The 20166-nt window shown below is 67.9% G+C and carries 15 protein-coding genes; 10 read left to right on the forward strand and 5 right to left on the reverse strand.

The window, feature by feature from the left end:
- From MRAB57_RS15525 to MRAB57_RS15540, 4 genes are all read right to left on the reverse strand, one after another.
- Entirely contained in the window at window positions 1-1254 is a 1254-nt protein-coding gene (locus MRAB57_RS15525; RefSeq protein ID WP_077088134.1) for an aminodeoxychorismate synthase component I, read from the reverse strand.
- Between the two features lie 18 nt (window positions 1255-1272).
- A complete protein-coding gene (locus MRAB57_RS15530; RefSeq protein ID WP_077088135.1) occupies window positions 1273-2163 on the reverse strand; it encodes an RNA polymerase sigma-70 factor in 891 nt (296 codons plus the stop codon).
- Window positions 2160-3344 (reverse strand): NAD(P)/FAD-dependent oxidoreductase, encoded by a 1185-nt coding sequence (locus tag MRAB57_RS15535; RefSeq protein WP_077088136.1) that lies wholly within the window; start codon window positions 3342-3344, stop codon window positions 2160-2162. The genes MRAB57_RS15530 and MRAB57_RS15535 overlap by 4 nt, the downstream gene beginning before the upstream one ends.
- Before the next feature lie 109 nt (window positions 3345-3453).
- Window positions 3454-4248, reverse strand: a complete 795-nt coding sequence (locus MRAB57_RS15540) for an FkbM family methyltransferase (protein ID WP_077088137.1) — start codon at window positions 4246-4248, stop codon at window positions 3454-3456.
- Window positions 4249-4364: 116 nt separating this feature from the next.
- Between MRAB57_RS15540 and MRAB57_RS15545 the strand changes: the two genes are divergently transcribed.
- The 10 genes from MRAB57_RS15545 to MRAB57_RS15590 all read left to right on the forward strand — a co-directional run bounded on the left by MRAB57_RS15545 (window position 4365) and on the right by MRAB57_RS15590 (window position 18978).
- Complete coding sequence (locus tag MRAB57_RS15545) at window positions 4365-5954, forward strand: hypothetical protein (protein WP_077088138.1); 1590 nt, start codon at window positions 4365-4367, stop codon at window positions 5952-5954.
- 219 nt (window positions 5955-6173) lie between these two features.
- The gene (locus tag MRAB57_RS15550; RefSeq protein ID WP_077088139.1) at window positions 6174-8036 is read left to right on the forward strand and encodes a putative bifunctional diguanylate cyclase/phosphodiesterase; all 1863 of its coding nucleotides are present in this window, start codon (window positions 6174-6176) and stop codon (window positions 8034-8036) included.
- 22 nt (window positions 8037-8058) lie between these two features.
- Window positions 8059-9723, forward strand: coding sequence for a hypothetical protein (locus MRAB57_RS15555; RefSeq protein ID WP_425436813.1), 1665 nt, complete (start codon window positions 8059-8061; stop codon window positions 9721-9723).
- Between the two features lie 185 nt (window positions 9724-9908).
- A complete protein-coding gene (locus tag MRAB57_RS15560; RefSeq protein ID WP_077088141.1) occupies window positions 9909-11378 on the forward strand; it encodes a tyrosine-protein kinase domain-containing protein in 1470 nt (489 codons plus the stop codon).
- Window positions 11375-12850 carry an O-antigen ligase family protein gene (locus MRAB57_RS15565; protein ID WP_077088142.1) on the forward strand — a complete coding sequence of 492 codons (1476 nt, stop codon included), beginning with the start codon at window positions 11375-11377 and terminating at the stop codon, window positions 12848-12850. The genes MRAB57_RS15560 and MRAB57_RS15565 overlap by 4 nt, the downstream gene beginning before the upstream one ends.
- 70 nt (window positions 12851-12920) lie before the next feature.
- Entirely contained in the window at window positions 12921-13934 is a 1014-nt protein-coding gene (locus MRAB57_RS15570) for a glycosyltransferase family 4 protein (RefSeq protein ID WP_077088143.1), read from the forward strand.
- A gap of 16 nt (window positions 13935-13950) precedes the next feature.
- Complete coding sequence (locus tag MRAB57_RS15575; protein ID WP_077090617.1) at window positions 13951-14877, forward strand: aldo/keto reductase; 927 nt, start codon at window positions 13951-13953, stop codon at window positions 14875-14877.
- Entirely contained in the window at window positions 14874-16577 is a 1704-nt protein-coding gene (locus tag MRAB57_RS15580) for a GMC oxidoreductase (protein WP_077088144.1), read from the forward strand. The genes MRAB57_RS15575 and MRAB57_RS15580 overlap by 4 nt, the downstream gene beginning before the upstream one ends.
- Before the next feature lie 123 nt (window positions 16578-16700).
- Window positions 16701-18014 (forward strand): UDP-glucose dehydrogenase family protein, encoded by a 1314-nt coding sequence (locus MRAB57_RS15585; protein ID WP_077088145.1) that lies wholly within the window; start codon window positions 16701-16703, stop codon window positions 18012-18014.
- A 16-nt stretch (window positions 18015-18030) separates the two neighbouring features.
- Window positions 18031-18978, forward strand: coding sequence for a UDP-glucuronic acid decarboxylase family protein (locus MRAB57_RS15590; RefSeq protein ID WP_077088146.1), 948 nt, complete (start codon window positions 18031-18033; stop codon window positions 18976-18978).
- On the opposite strand, the gene MRAB57_RS15595 is transcribed toward MRAB57_RS15590, so the two are convergent.
- Window positions 18959-20164 carry a glycosyltransferase family 4 protein gene (locus MRAB57_RS15595; RefSeq protein WP_077088147.1) on the reverse strand — a complete coding sequence of 402 codons (1206 nt, stop codon included), beginning with the start codon at window positions 20162-20164 and terminating at the stop codon, window positions 18959-18961. The genes MRAB57_RS15590 and MRAB57_RS15595 overlap by 20 nt on opposite strands.
- Window positions 20165-20166: the final 2 nt, after the last annotated feature.

Genomic DNA, 20166 nt, shown 5'->3' on the forward strand with positions numbered 1-20166 from the left:
TTAACCGACCGACGCCGCGCTGGTGGGGTAGGGCAGCCCGACCACCGGGGCGGCCTTGTGCAGGCATTCCGCCCATTCCGCGTCGGGGTTGGAGTCGGCGGTGATCCCGCCGCCGACGCCCAGCACGGCGCGGCCCAGCGCGTCGAACTCCACCGTGCGGATCGCGACATTCAGCTCGCATCCGGCCACCGGTGACGCGAAACCGACTGTGCCGCAGTAGATTCCGCGACGTTTCTGCTCCCACTGCGAAATCAGTTGGCGGGCACGGTGTTTGGGTGTGCCTGTGACCGATGCCGGCGGGAAGGCCGCGTCCAGCAGCGCCGACGTCGGCAGCTCGACGGGCACCTGCGCCGAGACCGTCGACACCAGATGCCACACCCCCGGGGCGCGGCGCACCACCAACAGCTCGGGCACGGTGACCGTGCCGGTCACCGCCACCCGGCCCAGGTCGTTGCGGACCAGGTCGACGATCATGATGTTCTCGGCCACCTCTTTTGGCGAGGCGCGCAGCGCCGACGGCCAGGCGTCCAGCGGCAGGGTGCCCTTGATCGGGCTCGACGTCACGACCTCGCCGCGACGCCGTAGGAACAGTTCCGGCGACAGCGACGCCACCGCACCCCACGCACCGGCGACGTAGGCCGCCCGGGCCGGAGAGGTCCGCGCGACGCCGTCGATGAAGAAGTCCAGCGGATCCCCGGCGACCGTCCCGGCGAACTGCGTGCACACGCAGGCCTGGTAGACCTCACCGGCGCCGATCGCGTCCAGGCAGGCCAGCACGCCGTCGCGGTGTGCGTCCCGGTCGGCGGCGTCCCAGTCGACCCGGCAGCCGCGCGTCGGCGCCGGCGCCGCAGCCAGCGCGGCGGACAACCACTCGGGCATCGGCGCGCCGGTCAGGCTCTCGTACCACCACTGCCCCTCGCGGTCGCGGCGCAGCACGCAGTCGGTCCAGCCACCCGCGGCCTCGGGGATGCGGTGGCCCCGCCCGTCGGCGCCGGCGTCCGGGTAGGACAGGTAGCCGACCCAGCCGCCGCCCACCGCGCCGCACTCGCTGCCTGGCGCGCCCAGCTCGACCGCGAACGCGTCGGTCACCGCCACCGGCTCGGCCGCCACGCTCGGGGCGATCACCGCGAGGGCGTCGAACCACTCGCCGGTCAGCGCGGCCGGCGGCGGCAGGTCGAGCCGGCCTGCGGCATCACCCACGGCGCGCAGCACGCGGGGTGCCTCGCCAAGGTGGCCGAGCGGCTCGATTCGCACCGCCCTAGCTTGACAGAACTAGCCGCGGCTGATGTCGCGGGCGGTCGCCAGCGCCGCCAGCTTGTCCGGGTTGCGCATCACGTAGAAGTTGGTGATCTTGTCGCCGGCGATCTCGAGCGTGACCACCATCGCGAGCTCCGCCTCGAGGTAGAGCAACACCGCCGGCGCGCTGTTGCAGTTCACCATCTCGACGCGCATCTCGGTTCCGGCCTTGCGCAGCAGCCCGGTGATGGCCCTGGCCACCTTCTCGGCGCCGACGACCGGCCGCCGCGCCGCGGAGACCTTGCCGCCGCCGTCGGCCATCCAGGCGGCGTCGGGTGCGAGCATCGCCATCAGCGCGTCCACGTCACCGCTGGCCGCGGTCGCCAGGAACTGCGCGGTGATCTCCGCGTTGCGCTGCGGGTCGACCGTGTCGAACCGCTTGCGCCGCGCCCGCACGTGTTCGCGGGCCCGGTGTGCCACCTGGCGCACCGTCGGCGCCGGTTTGCCCACCGCCTCGGCGATCTCGGCGTAGTCGAAACCGAACACCTCGCGCAGCACGAACACCGCGCGCTCGTCGGGGCTCAGGGTCTCCAGCAACACCAGCATGGCCATCGAAACCGATTCCGCCAGAACGACATCCGTTGACGGATCCTGATCGTCGAGCAGCAGCGGCTCGGGCAGCCACGGACCCACGTACTCCTCGCGGCGCCGGGCGCCGGCCCGCAGCGCGTTGAGCGACTGGCGGGTGACCAGCTGGGCCAGATAGGACTTGGTGTCGCGCACCGCCGAGAGGTCCACGCCGGCCCATCGCAGATAGCTGTCCTGCAACACGTCGTCGGCTTCGGTTGCCGAGCCGAGAATTTCGTAGGCGATCGTGAACAGCAAGGGCCGCAGCAGCGTGAACCTCTCGGCGTGCTCGCCTTTCATCGCAGTGCGGCCTGCCGGTCGGCCGCCAGCTTCGCCGGACGGTTGCCGCCCTTGAGCCAGAAGTACGAACCCGGCTTGGCGGCCTCGCGCCGGATGACCGACAGCGTGCCCTTGCAGATCGCTTCCTTGATGGCGGCGGTGGTGCGGCCGCCGAGGGCCAGGTTCACCGGGGTGTCATCGGTGCGCGCGAACTGCACGGTGCCGTGGGTGCGGCCGAGGCTGATGCATTGCCCGACGAACGCCTGGTTGAGCGCCGCGGGGGCGCCGCCGGCGATGCGGGCCAGCACGGTCTCGGCGGCCTGGGCGCCCAACGGCTCGGCGGCCTGGCAGCTCATCCGCAGCGGCTGGCCGGACGGCGCGGCGGCGTCACCGGCGGCGACGATGCGGTCGTCGTCGATGCTCGTCAGCGTCTCGTCGGTGAGCAACCGGCCCAGCTCGTCGGTGCGCAACCCGCTGCGGGCGGCCAGATCCGGCACGGTGAACCCGGCCGTCCACACCGTCGCGGCGCTGGGCAACACCGCGCCGTCGCCGAGCACCACGCTGTCCCAGCGGACCTCGCTCGCCGCTGCGGACTCGAGGATGTTGACGCCGAGCTGGCGCAGCTGCTTGGCCACGGAACGCCGGCCCCTTTTGCTCAGCGAGGTCCCCAGCGTGCCGCCGCACAGCAGGGTCACCGGGCGGCCCTGTTCGGCGAGTTCGGAAGCCGTCTCGATGCCCGTCAACCCGGCGCCGACCACCGTGACCGGTGCGGCCAGCGGCAGGTCGGCGAGCGCGTAGCGCAGCTTCTGCGCGCTTTCCAGGTCGGAGATCGAATGCGCGAATTCGGCGGCACCCGGCGCCGAGGGCACCGCGCCCGCGCTGCCCACGGCGTAGATCAGGTAGTCGTAGTCGAGAGCCGCGCCCGAGGCCAACAGCACCCGACGGTCGGCGGTCTCGATGCTTGCGACGGTGTCGACGACCAACTGGATTCCGTCGCCCAGCAGCGTGTCGTAATCGGCCGTCGCGGCACCGCTTTCGGCGACCAACTGGTGCAAGCGGATTCGCTCGACGAACACCGGACGTGAATTCACCAAAGTGATGTCGACGTCCGGCCGCTGGCGCAGGCGATTGGCAGCCAGGGTTCCGGCGTAGCCGCCGCCGATGACGACGACGTGTGTTCTCTGGGCGGGTTGGGCGTTCATTGCTGTCTCCTCTTCTCACGGGACTCGTGCCCTGGAGACACCGCAGGCCGCCGAAGCGTGACAGGCGGCACCGAAATGTGAGCTGGTTCACTGTGCACCGCCGTGCGGCTCAACCGCCCTTGGGTAAAAAGGCGAAGTTGTTGACGTAGACGCCGCGGGCCACCCAGTCGTCCTCGGGCCGGCCCGCGTTCTCCGGATCCTGGTGCTGGGCCGGGTCGAATTCCTCGATCGGCAGGCGGGCGTCGTCGAGGTCGAAGTAGCCCGAGTAGCCGAGCTCGGTCAGCAGCGCGGTGACCTCGCCGACGGCGTTGGCGTGATGGCGTTCCTCGGCTTCCACCAGGATCGCTGGTTGGTTGCGGGTGATGGTGTCCACCGCACCGCGCAGCACCGCCACCTCGTGGCCCTCCACGTCGATCTTGATCAGGCCGATGTCGTCCAGATGCAGATCGTCGAGACGCTTGACCGGCACGTCGATGCTCTGCACCCCGCCGCCACCGACGTCGCTCAGGGCGTTGTCGGTGTCGATGGTGCTGCGGCCCGGCTCGGACTCCACCACCCGCATGGTCGTCACGCCCGGCTTGTCCGACAGCGCCACCGCCTCGAGCCGCACCGCGGCACCGACCGCGCCGAACATCTCCGCCAACTCGCGGGCCTGGGCAGGCCGCGGTTCGAACGCGATCACCGAACGCGACGCCGCCAGCATCGCGATCGTGAACTGGCCGACGTCGGCCCCGATGTCCACCGAAACCCGGTCCGGATCGCACATCGACACCGCCAGCTGCAGGTCCGGTCGCGATCGTCCGAGCTCTTCGAGGATGCGATATTTACGCTGCCAGAACCGGCGGGGCGCAACGATCTTCACCGCAGGCGCGAGCCAGCGTTTGACCGATCCCGCGACAGGCATTTGGTGGTCCTCTGCGTGATTTGTGGAGCCATCAGCGTAATCGATGCGCGGCGGAATTCGTGGTGTGCGGCCAGCCCGCAAAACGTTCTTGCCGGCCGGGATCTAGGTTGGTCTCGATGGTCGGAACATGCAAGCAGTTCGCGCTGGTGACCGCCGCATGCACGGCGCTGTCCCTCAGCGCCTGCGCAAAGCACAATGACCCAGGTCCGCTGAGCGCCATGGTCAGCCCGGCGCTGCCGGTGACCGCTCAGGAGATATCCAACCCGCTGCGCGGCCAGTATGAAGGTCTGTTGATTCCGCTTTTCCCGCAAGGCAATCCCGCGCAGCAGTCGTATCCGGCCTGGCCCGCTTCCTACGACGCGAGTTTCGCTGTTTCGTGGCGGCAGCTGCAGCCCGTCGATCCGGGCACGCTGCCCGGCGACGCCCCCGACGACCGCAAGTTCGACTTCAGCGCGATCGACGACGCGCTGACGAAGCTATCCAGCCGGAATATGCGGCTCATGCTCCGGGTGTACTCCTACAACTCCTGCTGCGACACCAGCTACTCGAACAACACGAACATCGCCATTCCCGATTGGGCGCGCCCCGCGTCCACCGCCTACCCCGGGCCGTCGAACGGCAACGGCGTCACGCAGGTGGTGCCGAATTGGAACGACCCCAAATATCTGGACGCGTTCGGGCAGCTGCTGGCCGCGCTGGGCCGTCGCTATGACGGCGACGAGCGACTGAGCGTCTTCGAATTCTCCGGCTACGGGGACTTCAGCAAGAACCCGGTCGCGTCTCTGCGTGACAAGGTGGGCGTGCCGGGCCCGGCCGCCGTCCGGCAGCTGGTGGCGGCGAACGTGACTGCGTTTCCCCACACGCAGTTGGTGGTGACGCCGCAGAATCCGGAGATCGTGCGCGAGTTGCTCGCCGACGACGTCACGAAGAAACTGTCCGCGCCCGTCGGCATCCGCACGGATTGTCTTGGCGCCCAGTCGCCCTTGCCGTCGTGGGCCGAGTCCAACGACTCCCAATACGTGCGCACCAACGATGCGGTCGTCAACGCGCTCAAGCAGCGGTTCACCTCGGCGCTGGTAATCAGCGAATGGTGCAACGCCCCCGACGGAACCGACGCACGCTCCTACTACGACAGGGGCCTGCACGACGTCATCCGGTACCACGTCGCGATGACGTCGAGCGCGAACTTCCCGGGTCGGGATTCCACCTCGGCGATGGACCGTGGCGCGTATGCCCGGTGGGCCCAAGTCAACGCGACCGCGGGTTACCGGTATTCGGTCGACGCGCAGCCGGGGTCGCAGTCGATCCAGGGCAAGGTGGCGTCCATCTCGGTGGTGTGGACCAACTACGGCTCGGCCGCCGCGACCGAGAACTGGGTCCCCGGCTACAAGCTGGTGGACTACGCCGGGACGGCGATCCGTACCTTCCCGGCGACGTGCAAGCTCAACACGCTGAGCCACGACGACTCCAGCTCGTCGCGCGACGAGCCGGTCGCCGCGTCGTGCACCGAGACGGCGCACGTCGATCTGTCCGGATTGGCGCCCGGGCACTACACGCTGCGCGCTTTCGTGGACTGGCAGCAACACAAGCCGAATGCCTCGCACGTCGTGACCTACCTGCCGATGGCGCTGGCCCGCGACGGCCGCGACACGTCGGGCCTGTACCCGATTGCCACGCTTGACATCCCGCGCGACAGCACGGCCTAGGCGAACAGCCAGTGACGTAAACCGCGCGATCCTACCGAGGCTTTATCCCGAGAAGTGACCCCTGACCTGCCCGGGTCCGAATACACTCTTCGAATAACACGTAAACAACGGGGCTTTTCGGTGCGCATCGGCGCGTGCTCGAAAGGCGTCGCTGTGAAACCGTCCCCGCGGGCCAGCGCTGATCGCCCAGATGGACACGTGCCCACACCGGAGGATGCCATGCGACGCAGCCTGGACTTGGTGGTCACCTCCGTCGCGACCCAGCTGATGGAGGCCACCGCCGCCACCGCGACCCAGGTGAGCGAAGCGGTCCTGGCGCAGCTCGTCGAGCAGTTCGATGTGGACGCCAGCTTCCTGCGGCACCATGACAACGACATCCGGGCCTGGGTGCTGGTCGCCGAGTGGCCGCGCCGCACCAACGTGCCCGATCCGGACCCGCAAGCCGTCATCCACTTCACCAGTGCCGACCCGGTGCTTACCCAATGCGAGCAGAGTAGGAAGCCGGTGGTGGTCGGGGCGGAGCTGCCCAGCCGCTCGCTGTGGCGCCGAATGAGCGCGGGTAGGCAGGACGGCGCGTCGTCGGTGGCCGCCGCACCGCTGGTCTCGCGGGGCGCCACCATCGGCGTCCTGGGCTTCGTCAAGTTCGGCGCGCGCCGCTGGAAGCAGGAAGAGATCAACACACTCGAGGCCGTCGCCGCGCTGTTCGCGCAGCTGCAGGCGCGGATCGCGGCCGAAGAGAAGCTGCGCTACCTGGCCGAGCACGACGACCTGACCGGCCTGTACAACCGCAGGGCGCTGATCGCGCACCTGTCCGAACGGCTCGCCCCGTCCAGCCCGGGGCCGGTGGCGGTGCTGTATCTCGACCTGGACCGGCTCAAGCCGATCAACGACTACCTCGGCCACACCGCCGGCGACTGGTTCATCCGGGTCTTCGCGCAGCGCATCCGGGCGTGCGCCGGCCAGAGCATGATCGCGCGCCTCGGCGGTGACGAGTTCGTCGTCGTCCCGGACCAATCCATGTCGGCGGCCACCGCCGAGGCGTTCGCCCGCCGACTCGGGGCGATGCTGCGCGAGCGGCTGGCCATCGGCGGGCACATGATCACCCGAAGCGTCAGCATCGGCCTGGCCACCGGCACCCCGGGCCGCGACAACAGCACCGACCTGTTGCGGCGGGCCGACGAGGCGGTCCTGACGGCCAAGCGCGGGGGCGGCAACCAGGTCGCGGTGTCCACCGACGACATGTCGCTCAAGAGCGCGTTCCGCAATGACATCGAATTGCACCTGCAGGGCGACATCGACAGCGAAGCGCTGTTGCTGCATTACCTGCCCGAGGTCGATCTGTGGACGGGCGCCATCGTCGCCGCCGAGGCGCTGGTGCGCTGGCGCCACCCGATATGGGGGCTGCTGCTGCCCGATTCGTTCATCGGGATCGCCGAATCGACCAACCTGGCCGGCGAGCTGGGTCAGTGGGTGATGCGCAGCGCCTGCGCGGAGTTCAGCCGGTGGCGGGCCAACGGCGTCGGGCAGAGCGCCGTGCTGCGGATCAACGTCTCGCCGGTCCAGCTGATCACTCGCGGCTTTGTGCGCAGCGTCGCCGACACCATCGAGGAGTTCGGCCTCGACGGCGCGTCGATATGCCTGGAGATCACCGAGCGGGCCGTGGTGCACGACATCGAAACCACCCGAAATACTTTGCACGAGCTCAAAGAGGTCGGTGTGCAAATCGCCATCGACGACTTCGGTAGTGGCTATGCGGTGTTGTCGCACCTGAAGTCGCTTCCGGTGGACATCCTGAAGATCGACGCGGGGTTCGTTCGCGACCTCGGCACCAACGCCGGGGATCTGGCGATCGTGCGGGCGATCATCGGCCTGGCCGAGGCGTTCGGTTTGCAGCTGGTCGCCGAGGGCGTCGAAACCCCGGCTGCCGCACAGACTTTGATGCAGCACGGGTGCCACCGTGCGCAGGGCTTCTTGTTGTCCAAGCCCGTACCGGGCAATGCGATGGAGGCGCTGCTGGCCGCGCGCTGGATGCCGTTGCCGTTCCTTGCCGACCGCCCGACATTGTCGGCGGGTGCGGTCTAACGAGAAATCAGGATGAAAAAAAATTAAGAAGAAAATACTGGCCGTCGTCGCGTGCACGACGTTCTTCGTCACGGGCTGCGTTGCGCACCCCAACGCCGAACCCCTGATCGCGATCGTCAGCCCGGCCATCCCGCTGACGCTGCAGGAGGTGCCCAACCCCTTGCGCGGCCAGTACGAGGACCTGTTGCTTCCGCTGTTCCCGCAAGTCAATCCCGCGCAGAATCGGTATCCGCCGTGGCCCGGGTCGTATGACGCCAGCCTGCGTCTCTCGTGGCGGCAGCTGCAACCCGTCGACCCCAGCACGCTGCCGCCCGATACGCCCGACGACCACAAGTTCGACTTCAGCATGATCGACGACGCGCTGGCCAAGCTGTCGGCGCGGCACATGCGGATGACCCTGCGCGTCACCACCTACAGCTCCTGTTGTGACACCGTCTTTCCGAACAACACGAACATCGGGGTGCCCGACTGGGTGCGGCCGATGACCACCAGTTTGACCGGGCCGGAACGCTATTGGTGGACGCCCGGGGTGACCCAGGTCGTGCCGAACTGGAACGACCCGAATTACCTCAACACCTTCGGGCAGTTGCTCGCCGCGCTGGGCCGCCGCTACGACGGCGACGAGCGGCTCAGCATCTTCGAGTTCTCCGGCTACGGAGACTTCAGCGAAAACCACATCGCGTATTTGCGTGACACGCTGAACGCGCCGGGGCCGTCGCCCGACGAAAGCATGGCGAAACTGGGCTACTACAGCCAGTTTCGCGACCAGAGCATCACCATCGATTCCATCCGCCAGCTGGTCGCGGCGAACGTGGGCGCCTTCCCCCGCACGCAGCTGATCACGACGACGCTGAACCCGGAGATCGTGCGCCAGATGCTGTCCGACGAGACGACCAAGAAGACGGCCGCGCCGGTGGGCATCCGCTCGGACTGCATCGGCGTGATCGCGCCGATGCCGGGCTGGGCCGAGCTGGATGGCTCGCACTACCTGCTTTCGAAGGATCCGGTTGTCGGGCAGCTGAAGGACCGGCTGGCCACCGCGCCGGTGCTCACCGAATGGTGCATGCTGCCCAAGGGGGCCGACCGGAAGGCCTACTACGAAAAGGGCCTGCACGACGTCGTCAAATACCACGTGTCGATGACGTCGAACTGCGACTTCGAGGACACGAATTCGCCCAGCCCGATGGACCCGGCGCTCTACCAGATCTGGGCACAGTCCAATGTCGCTGCGGGCTACCGGTATTCGGTCGAGGCGCGGCAGGGCTCGCAATCGGTGAAGGACAAGGCGGCCACCATCACCGCGGTCTGGACCAACTACGGCTCGGCGGCGGCGACCGAGAAATGGGTTCCCATCTATAAGTTGGTGGACTTCTCCGGGGCGACCGTCAAGACGATGCCGGCCACGATCAATCTCAAGGCCCTGGTTCACAACGACCCCAGCTCGTCGCGGGACCAGGCGGTGCCGGTGTCGGCCAGCGAATCGGTCTCCGTCGACATGACCGGGCTGGCCCCGGGCCACTACACGCTGCAGGCCGCGGTCGAGTGGCAGCAGCACAAGGCGGGTGCATCGCACGTGGTGGACTACCCACCCATGCACCTGGCGCGCGACGGCCGCGACGGCTCCGGGGGTTATCCGATCGCGACGCTCGACGTCTCGCGCGATGTGCTGCTGTCTCCTACGCCCTGAGCGCGACCCGCGGGGCGTGGCAGAGCCCCGATTACGCCGGTGAGCGGCACTATTGACGTGCATGCAAGCGTGCATGACGCTGCTTGGGGATGCTGCATAATGTGCATGGAGTTTGCGCAGCGGGCTTATATGAGACTATATGAATGCTATTTGCGGCCGTAGGCTTCAGGAGGGTTGGTAAGGCGATGGATTTCCGTACCTTTGTCCGGATTCTGCTCGCGAACTGGAAGCTGGCGATGACCGCGCTGCTGATGTGCACGATCGGTGCTGCGGCGATTACCGCGATCCAGACCAAGCACTACCAGGCGTCAACCACCGTCCTGATCTCGTTTTCCGGCGCTACCGACCTGACCGAGTTGTACAACGGCACGCTGACCGCCGAGGAGCGGCTGTCGTCCTACGCCCAGATCGCCGGCGGGCGCACCGTGGCGGAGAAGGCGATCAGCCAGCTCCAGGTCCCGATCAAGGTCGACGACCTGGTGGCCAACACCCAGGTGAAGTACACCGCGAAGTCGATGCTGTTCACCATCACGGTCAAAGACACCGATCCGCGACGCGCCGCGGCGCTGGCAGGCGCGATGGCCGATCAGTTCGCCGCGATCGTCCCAACCCTTGCGATGAACACGCGACCGGGCGCACCGCCCACGACGACGACGCCCGGCGCGCCACCGACGGAGACCGAGACGGCACCCCCGCCGACGCCGGGCCAACCCGCGGAAGTGCCTGGCATACAACAGTTCAACGGCAAGCCGGTGCCGACCGCCCGGGCCCGGGTGATCGAGCCGCCGCGGGTGCCCGAGCATGCATACAGTCCGGCGCCGGTGCGCAACATGGCGATGGGACTGGTCTCCGGTCTGCTGCTTGCCGTCACGGTGGCGCTGGTCCGCGAGACCACCGACCGCACGGTGCGAAACCGCGAGAAGCTGGAAAGGCTTTCGGGCCTGCCGACCCTGGGTGAATTGCCCGGAAAGCGCGGCAGCGTCGCGCGGTTCGGCACCGACGTCATCTTCGACGACGCGGTCCGCGACCTGCGCGCCCGGCTGCGCAGGGCGATGGGACCCGACGGCCGCCGGGTGCTGCTGGTGGCGCCGTTCGGCGGCGAGGGAACCACGACGACCGTGCTGAACCTGGGGCGCGCATTCGCCGAACTTGGCGAAGACGTCCTCGTCATCGAGGGCGACACCCGCCGGCCCTCCATCGCCGGCCTGCTCAACGTCGAATCGGGCGAGGGACTGGCCAGCGCGCTGGCCTACCCCCAGCGCGCCGCCGAGGTCGTCAAGCCGTCACCGATCTCTCGGTTGTTCATCCTCGCGTCCCGGTCCGCCCGCCGCGAGACATCGTCCGTCAGCGTGTTCCCGCCGGAAGTCATCGACAACGTCCTGGTGGGCCTGTCGTCCCGGTTCGCCCGCATCATCATCGACGGCCCACCGGTGCTGGCCACCGCGGACGCCGCCCTGTTGGCCGGCGCCGTGCAGGCCACGTTGTTGGTGGTGCGGGCCGGGCGTACGACTGTCGACGAGCTCAGCGACGCGTTGACCACGCTGCGCGCGGCCGGCGCCGAGATCGTCGGAACGATCCTGACCGAGGCCCGCCCCGCCATTCACAACCGGGCAGCGGCGAAGGCCTACCGGGCAAAGGTGAGCGGGCCGGCGTGATCCCCTACCTGCCGGGTCGCTATCGCTTGGCGGTGAATGGGGCTCTGCTACTGGCGTTCATGCTCGTCTGCTTCGCGTACGGCGTGCTCTCGGTGCGTCTGACCACCGAGGGAACCCTGCTGATCGCGGCGATGTTCTGCATTGTCGTCTACTGGGTCAAACCCGAGGGCATCGTGGCGGTCGCGCTGATCGGCGCGTTCGCGGCGCTGCCGCAGGGCTTGCACGTCGGCAAGGTCATCGGTCCGGCGGTCATCTACGCGTATTTCGTGGCGGCGATCCTGGCGATCTTTTTCCTGCTGCCGAAAGTCCGCCTCCGGTTCGTCGACTATCTGTTGCCCACCATGTTCGCCTTCGTGGTGGCGATCTCCACCGTCGCCGGATTCGAAACCGGCAGCGAAGCTTTGGTGATCCTGCGCGAATCGATCACGCTGCTCGAGATGGCCGTCGGGTTCATCCTCGGCTTGGTGCTCGTCTACGGCAATCACCTCCAATGGACGATCCGCGTGACGATCGTGATCCTGTGGTTCTCGGCGGGGATGGCGATCGTGAGCTCGCTGCACGCCATCCGGCTGGCCGGCCGCGCGGAAAGCCTGACCGGGGTCACCGGCGCCGGCCAGGCCCTGCGCATCATCCTGCTCACCCAGACACCGGCCACCGCCGTGCTGAGCGCGCTGGTCGCCGCCGCGGTCATCGGGTTGTACAACCCCACAATGTTTTTCGCGCTGGGCCCGCCGGCGCTGATCATCTCGATGCTGTCCTTCTCCCGTAACACGCTGATTTCCATGGCCGTGGCCGGCGGCATCGCGTTGCTGGCCAGCATGAGTTGGAAGACGCTGCGCCGGACCGCCGTCGTCGGCATCATCAGCGGGGTGTTCCTCGCGGTGACCATTCCCGGTTCGCTGTTCCTGCTGAAGAACTCCGAGGCCGGGGCGTGGCTGGGCGACCAATTCAGCGCGTTCAACCAGCGGGTGCTCGGCGGGGTTTCGTCCAGCGCCCTCGCCGTGGACGAGTCGACGCTGGAAAGGCTGCGAGAAGACGCGCTGTTGAACAACGCGATCGCGCAGGCGCCGGTGTTCGGCCACGGCCTTGGTTTCAAGTATCAAGAGCCGAACGGCACCGACGAGTTCGCCGTGACGTTCTACCCCGCCTACTCCCACAACTTCTATCTGTGGTGGGTGGCCAAGGGCGGGTCGGTGGGCATGGCGGCCTTCGTCGCGTTCGCGATCGTGCCGGTGATCCGCGCGCTGCGCCGCGGCTCGGCGCCGGCAAAGATCAGCGCGGCCGTCAGCGGCGGCCTGCTCGCGATCTCCGCGGTGTGGCCGCTGCCGGAAATGCCATCCGACGCGCTGGCCCTCGGGCTGGCCCTGGGAGCGGCGATGGGCTTCGCTGGCCTGCGCGACAAGGCCCCGGAGGCGGTCCAGACGGAGGCCGACCCCGAGCCGGCGCTGGCGGGCATGTCCGGTTCACATTGATAATGCAACGTTCCAGAAGCCGACCGGTGTACGTTGACGCCGTGGCAAATTCGCAAGGGGAGAGCCACCGATGATCTCTGTCATCCACGTCGGTCCCGGCATGTACAGCTTCGGTGGTACGCAGACCGTGATTCGCGTCATCCGCGACCACAAGATGGGCGCCGACGACATCCGCGTCCTGTCCACCTGGGAAGGCCGCCACCACGCCAAGAACTTCGTGCTGACCGCGCGGGCGGGTGCCGAGCTGGCGCGGGCACCACGAGGGACCATCGTGCACTTCCACGTCGCCGACGGCGGGGCGTGGCTGCGGGAGGGGGCGTTGATCCGCTTGGCGAGGGCCCGGGGCTTCCGCATCGTCCTCACCTTGCAGGGCTCCGACTTCGTCGGCGACGTCGCGCGGCACCGCAACTACATCGGCGCCACGTTGCGCTGCGCCGACCACGCCATCGTCTTCTCGGAGGACGCGCAGGCGGCCGTGGCGGCGGTGGCGCCGCGGGTGAAAACCACTCTCTCGGTGAACCCGTCGCCGATCGACTGGGATGCTCCCGGCGCCAGCACGACGCCGCCCGTGGCGCTGTTCGCCGGAACCATCGGACTGCGCAAGGGAGTCGACACGCTCGTCGAGGCCTGGCAGCTGCTGCTCGACGAGGGCATCGAAGGGGAGTGCCGCGTCGTCGGCCCCATCGACGACTACACCCCGCCGCAGCTGGAGCGCTTCTCGGTGGAGCCCGCGGTGCACCCGGAGGCGATTCCCGAATTGATCCGCACGGCCCGGGTGGTCGTGCTGCCCTCCCGCGCCGAGGCGATGCCGCTGATCGTGACCGAGGCGCTCGCCGGCGCGCGGCCGGCCGTCTCGACACCGGTCTCCGGCACCCCTGGCATCGTGCCCGACCCGAAAATGCTTGTCCCCGTTGGCGATGCGCCCGCATTGGCGGCCGCGATCGGACGTTATCTGCGCGACCCGGAGCTGGCCGAACGGGACGGCCGCAAGGGGCAGGAGCACATCGCGGCGACCCGGAGCCCGGAAGTCATCGGCGCGCAGCTGCGCCGGATCTACGAGAGCCTCGGTGTTGGAGCGGATTGAGCTCCAGGGACCGGCGCTGAAGATCAGCGCGGTCGGTTTCGGATGCGGTGGTTTGATGCAGTCGCCGTTCCGCAAGGAGCGGATGGCCCTGCTCGGCAGCGCGGTCGATAACGGCATCACGCATTTCGACACCGCGCGGATGTACGGCCTGGGGATGGCGGAGGCCGAGCTCGGGGCGTTTCTGCGCACGGTGAATCGCGACTCGGTGACCGTGGGCACCAAGTTCGGCATCGACGTCGGCGGCGCGGCTCGGCGGCTCGGCCGTTTCCAGGCCCCGGCGCGCGCGGTGCTGCGCAAGGCGCCGGCCCTTCGGCGTGCCGTCAAGCGGCAGCAGGAGCCGGACCAGACCCCCCGGGTGTACGACGCCGCCGCAGCGGCACGCAGCCTGGACCAGAGCCTCGCCGCGCTGGGCGTCGACTATGTCGACATCCTGTTCGTCCACGGGCCAAGGCCTTTGGACACCATCGCGGGCGAGGAACTCGGCGAGTTCTTCGAGCGGGCGCGCCAGCAGGGCAAGATCCGCGCCTGGGGTGTTTCCCAGGACGAGGGGCTCGAGACGGATTTCGCCGCCGCATTCGCGCCGCGGGGCGTCAGTCAGGTCCGCGGCGATCTGCTCGACCCCCCGCTGCGCCCCGCCGATCTCGTGTTCGGGGTTTTCAACCGGTCGTACACGACGCTGTCCGCCGCGCTGCGCGCCGACGCGCGGCTGGCCGGGCACTGGCGCGAAACGCTTGGGGCCGAACCGCTTTCCGCCGGCGTGCTGTCGCGGCTGATCCTCGCGTCGTCCGCCGCCGCGACGGGTTGCCGCGGAATCCTTTACAGCAGCACCGATCCGCGGCGGGTGGCCGACGCGGCAAGCGCTTGCTCGTCGCCGCCGGACGCCGAGGTGCTGGCGCGGTTCCTCGTTCTCGTCGAGCAGTATCGCCGGGGTTCGGCCGCGTGATTCGTGGTCCCGCGCAGTTCGCCCCCGACCTGGCGATCCGGACCGATGTCGTGGTCGTCGGCGCCGGCCCGATCGGCATCGCGACTGCGCTCGAGCTCGCGGACGCGGGCGTCGAGGTGGCCCTGATCGAAAGTGGTTTGGAGCGAACGGATCGCGGGGCGCAGGAGCTGGCGACGTTCGACTCGCGGCAGGACGACTACTTCCACTCGCGCAGTGAGCTGATGGTCCGCCGGCAGGTGGGGGGAACCTCGGCGCTGTGGGGCGGACGGTGCGTGAAATTCGATGCCATCGATTTCGAGGACCGGCCCATCACTGCCGAGTCGACTTGGCCGATCGGGTTCGACGACGTCGAGCCCTACCTACAGCGGGCCTGCGACTGGGCGGGGTGCGGCCAGGCGGCATTCAACGCGCGCGACATCCCGGAAGTCGCGGCCAAAGACATGGTCACCGGCCTGCCCGACGAAGACGTGCGCACCACCGATCTGGAACGCTGGTCCCTGCCAACGCGTTTCGGGCGCGAGTACCGCAGCGCGTTGCGCAACACCCCCCGCCTGACGGTGTGGACCGGCCTCACCTGCACCGAGGTGGTGACCACCGAAACCGGTGATGCCGTCGACCATCTCGTGGTGAAGACGCTCGACGGCAGACAGGGGCGAGTCGTCGCGGCGGATTACGTTGTGGCGACCGGCGGTTTGGAGGCGACCCGGCTGCTGCTCGCGTCGGATCGCCATCATCCGGCCGGGCTGGGAAACGCGGGCGGCCACCTCGGGCGCTGGTACATGTCCCACGTCGAGGGCCGGGTCGCGCGGGTGCACTTCACCGCCGACGACGTCATCTACGAACACGAGCGGGATCGCGAAGGCGTCTACATCCGCCGCCGCTTCACGTTCAGCCCGCAGCTGCAGCGCGAACTCGGGCTGCCGAATGCGGCTGTGTGGATGGTGAATCCGCCGATCAGCGATCCCGCACATGGCAGCGGAATCCTGTCGGGCGTGTACCTGACGTTGATCTCGCCGCTGGGGCGATTCCTGCTCGCGGCCGCGATCCGCGAGGCGCACACCAAGACCGCGGGCCCGCCGCGCGTCCTCGCGCATCTGCGCAACATCGTCCGAGATTTATTGCCCTCCATCGCATTCGCGGTCCGGTTCTCCTACGCCCGGTTCCTGCGCAGGGGCCGCAAGGCGCCGGGCTTTTTCGTGAAGGGGACGGGCAATCGGTATGTGCTGCACTACCACGGCGAGCACCTGCCCCACTGGGACAGCCGCGTCGAGCTGACCGACGAGCGAGACGCCCTCGGCATGCGAAAGATCCGCACCCACATGCACTTCTCCGATGCCGACTACGAATCCGTGCGCAAGGGCACCGTTCTGATCGACGAACACCTGCGCCGCCACGGCGTCGGATACGTGGAGTGGCTGTCCGACGACGTCGAGGCCCTGGTGCACACGTTCATGAACGGCTATGCCGGCTTCCATCAGGCCGGCACCACCCGGATGTCCGTGACGCCGGACGACGGCGTGGTGGACCCGAATCTCCAGGTGCACGGGGTGCGCGGGCTGTACGTCGCGAGCACCTCGGTGCTGCCCACGTCGAGTCAGGCCAACCCGACGCTGCTCGGGATCGCGCTGGGCGTGCGGCTTGCCGAGCACCTTGCGCAGGCCCGCGCCGCCGGCAAACCGCCCAATTCGCCGAGCGCGTGAGGGCATAGACATGTACAGCGCCAGAAACTCCCCGGCATCGACGACGAACCGGCAACAAATAGTGGCTACGGACGCGCCGCTTGCGGGACTATGGGGCGACCGTTGCAAAGCGAAGGGCTCGTCGTGAAGATTTCGGTGATCGGATGCGGCTACGTCGGCCTCGTCACGGGCGCCTGCCTGGCGGACAGCGGCAACGACGTCGTCTGCGTCGACATCGACCAGGCGAAGGTGGACGAGCTGCTTGCCGGCGGGGTGCCGATCTACGAGCCGGGGCTGGCGGAGCTGATCGCCAGAAATCGGGAGACCGGGTCCATCGACTTCACCACCGACCGGCGGCGCGCGATCGAGCATGGCGACGTGATCTTCATCGCCGTCGCCACACCCATGAGCGATAGCGGCGAGGCCGACCTGTCCTACGTCCGTGCGGCGGCCGGCGACATCGGGACGCATCTGGACCGCTACAAGGTCGTCGTCGACAAGTCGACCGTCCCCGTCGGCACCGCCGACGAGGTGCGCGCGATCATCCACGACAAGACCGAGCACGAGTTCGACGTCGTGTCCAACCCCGAATTCCTCAAGGAGGGCACGGCGGTCACCGACTTCATGAAGCCCGACCGCGTGATACTCGGCAGCGATTCCAAGCGGGCCATCGAGATCATGCGTGAACTCTACGAGCCGTACCTGCGCACCTTCCACCCCCTGATCGTGATGGACATCCGCAGCGCCGAGATGGCCAAGTACGCCGCCAATTGCTTCCTGGCGACCAAGATTTCGTTCATCAACGAGATCTCCAACCTGTGCGAGAAGGCCGGGGCGGATATCCGGGCCGTGCGGGAAGCCATCGGGGCGGACCGGCGCATCGGCTACGAATTTCTATTCCCCGGCGTGGGATACGGCGGCTCGTGCCTGCCGAAAGACGTTCAGGCCCTGATACATACCGCCGCCAACCTGGGTTCCGACATGCGCCTGCTGCGCGCCGTCGACCACGTCAACACCGAGCAGAAGGCCACGCTGGTGGCCAAGATCCTCAACTATTTCGGGGATGGGCAGCCCGCGACCGAACTGACCGGCCTGCGGATCGGCCTGTGGGGTCTGAGCTTCAAGCCGCAGACCGACGATATGCGCGAGGCCGCCTCCCTGGTGATCGTGCGCAGGCTGATCGAGCTCGGGGCGACGGTGCAGGCCTACGATCCCGAAGCGAGCGTGCGAGCCAAAGAGGCGCTGGGGGATTCGATCGACTACGCCGGCAGTATGTACGAGGCCGTCGAGGGCGCCGACGCGCTCGTTCTCGTCACGGAATGGAAGCAGTTTCACCGGCCGTCGTGGCAGCGCGTCAAGTCGGTCATGCGCGGCCACGCCGTCTTCGACGGCCGCAACATCTATGATCCAAAGCGCCTGAAGGCTGAGGGTTTTCAGTATTTCGGCATGGGCCGATAATGAGGAGAATACATAATTGAGAGCCCTCGTCGCCGGTGCCGCCGGCTTTCTCGGGTCCCACCTGTGCGATCGTCTTCGTCGCGATCACGTCAAGGTGATCGGGCTCGACAACTTCTACACCGGCCGGCGCGAAAACCTGACCCACCTCGTCGGTGATCCGGGCTTCGGCTTCTTTGACCACGACGTCACGCTGCCGGTCGACGCGGCCGCGGTTCCCGGCCCGATAGACGTCATCTTCAACATGGCCTGTCCCGGTTCGCCTTTCGCCTTCCAACGCGATCCGGTGTTCACCCTCGACACCAACTACCTGGGCACGCGGCATCTCCTCGAGCTGGCGCTGCAGAAGGACGCCGTCATCCTGCAGGCGTCCACCAGCGAAATCTACGGCGATCCCGATATCCATCCCCAGGACGAAAGCTATTGGGGCAACGTCAACTGCTTTGGCCCGCGGGCCTGCTACGACGAGGGCAAACGGGTCGCCGAGACGCTGATGCTCGAATACGCGCGCAGCTTCGGGGCGCGAATCAAGGTCGTTCGCATCTTCAACACGTACGGGCCCCGGATGGATCCCGAAGACGGGCGCATCATCTCCCAGTTCATCGTTCAGGCGCTGCGGGGCGAGCCGATCACGGTCTTCGGGGATGGCAGCCAAACCCGAACCTACTGCTACGTCGATGATTTGATCGATGGACTGGTGCGGATGGCGAAGAGCGATCCCTCGTTCACCGGGCCGGTCAACCTGGGCGGCTGCACCGAATTGAGCGTGCTGGAGACCGCGCGCGTCATCAAGGAGATGACCGGCTCGCCGTCTCCCATCGTCTTCAAGGAGCTGCCGGAGGACGACCCGAGGAAGCGCAAGCCGAATATCGCCCTCGCCGAGTCAAGCCTCGACTGGCGCCCGTTGGTGTCCTTCGAACACGGCGTCGCGCAGACGATCGAGCATTTCAGGTCTGTCGCCCGATAGCCTCGTGGTACACCGAGAGCGTCTGCTCGGCAACTGATTTCGGCTCGAACCGCTGTTGCGCCTCACTGCGCACGGCGTGCTCGATTCCGGACCGGAACGCATCATCGTCCAGCATCCGGCGGATGTGCGCGGCGCACGCGGCCACATCGCCGTATTCGAACAGCAGCGCCGTGCGGCCGTCGGAGACCATGTCCGGAATTCCGCCGACACGTGAGGCGATGACCGGGAGCCCGCACGCCATGGCCTGCGCGATCACCTGGGGTGTGGTCTCTTCGCGCGAACCCATGAGCAGGACCTGGGCGCGCGCGTACTCGTCCAGCAACTGCTCGTGGCTGACGGGCCCGAGGATCTCGACCCGTCCCTGAAGGCCGCATTCGTCTACCGCCCTGCGGATTTCGAGCTCGCTGCCGTGGTCCAGGATGGGGCCGGCGATCCTGAACCTGAGGTTCGTCCGCCACGCCGCCGAGGTGCCGCCGGTGCGCTCGTCGACGACGTGGGCGATCGCACGGACCAGCTCGTGCACGCTCTTGCGCGGCACGATGGTCCCGACGAAGAGGATACGGCCGGGCTCGGGTGCGCGCGGAATGCTGAAGTACTCGTCATTGATCGGGTTTTCGATGAAGTGGGTGCGCGCGGTCAGCATCGGCCCGTAGGTCTGCGGCAGGTAGCGCGAGATGATGATCATGTCCCGCGAGCGCCGAAACACCTCTCGCTCCATGTTGATGACACCGCGCTTCTTCACCGCCCCGATCATGTCCCATCGATTCTTCTGCAGCAGAAGGCCTTCGATGAAGATCACACCGTGCGGGGTGATGACCGTTGGAAACCCACTGCCCAGCGCGCCGAGGGCGTGGCGATCCTGGCCCTGTCCATGCACGATGTCGGGGTTGATCGAACGAATCACCGAGACCAGCCTCGGCACGTCGTTGAGGCGCAGGGTGAGAAGGCGCGGCAGGTTGAGCCGCTTGACGTAGTGCACGTGCAGGGCGCCGACCTGGCGATAGGTCGTCGTCGCGTGGTTCATCGCGGCGACGACGTGACACTCGATGTCGGGGCGGGCCGCCAACGCGTGCGCCAGGCTGTGGGTCACCGACTGCACCCCGTTCTCGGGGCCCGTGTCCTCGTCGACGGGGTAGTCGCTCACCAGGGCGACTCGCAGCGGCCGCGCCGAATCCGGTTGCACCACAG

Origin of the sequence: Mycobacterium rhizamassiliense, from assembly GCF_900157375.1 — a bacterium.
Lineage (GTDB): Bacteria > Actinomycetota > Actinomycetes > Mycobacteriales > Mycobacteriaceae > Mycobacterium > Mycobacterium rhizamassiliense.

Excerpts from the sequence above, each read along its gene's own strand:
- MRAB57_RS15530 (WP_077088135.1), bottom strand. The coding sequence starts at position 2,163 with ATGAAAGGCGAGCACGCCGAGAGGTTCACGCTGCTGCGGCCCTTGCTG.
- MRAB57_RS15535 (WP_077088136.1), bottom strand. The coding sequence starts at position 3,344 with ATGAACGCCCAACCCGCCCAGAGAACACACGTCGTCGTCATCGGCGGC.
- MRAB57_RS15540 (WP_077088137.1), bottom strand. The coding sequence starts at position 4,248 with ATGCCTGTCGCGGGATCGGTCAAACGCTGGCTCGCGCCTGCGGTGAAG.
- MRAB57_RS15545 (WP_077088138.1), top strand. The coding sequence starts at position 4,365 with ATGGTCGGAACATGCAAGCAGTTCGCGCTGGTGACCGCCGCATGCACG.
- MRAB57_RS15550 (WP_077088139.1), top strand. The coding sequence starts at position 6,174 with ATGCGACGCAGCCTGGACTTGGTGGTCACCTCCGTCGCGACCCAGCTG.
- MRAB57_RS15560 (WP_077088141.1), top strand. The coding sequence starts at position 9,909 with ATGGATTTCCGTACCTTTGTCCGGATTCTGCTCGCGAACTGGAAGCTG.
- MRAB57_RS15570 (WP_077088143.1), top strand. The coding sequence starts at position 12,921 with ATGATCTCTGTCATCCACGTCGGTCCCGGCATGTACAGCTTCGGTGGT.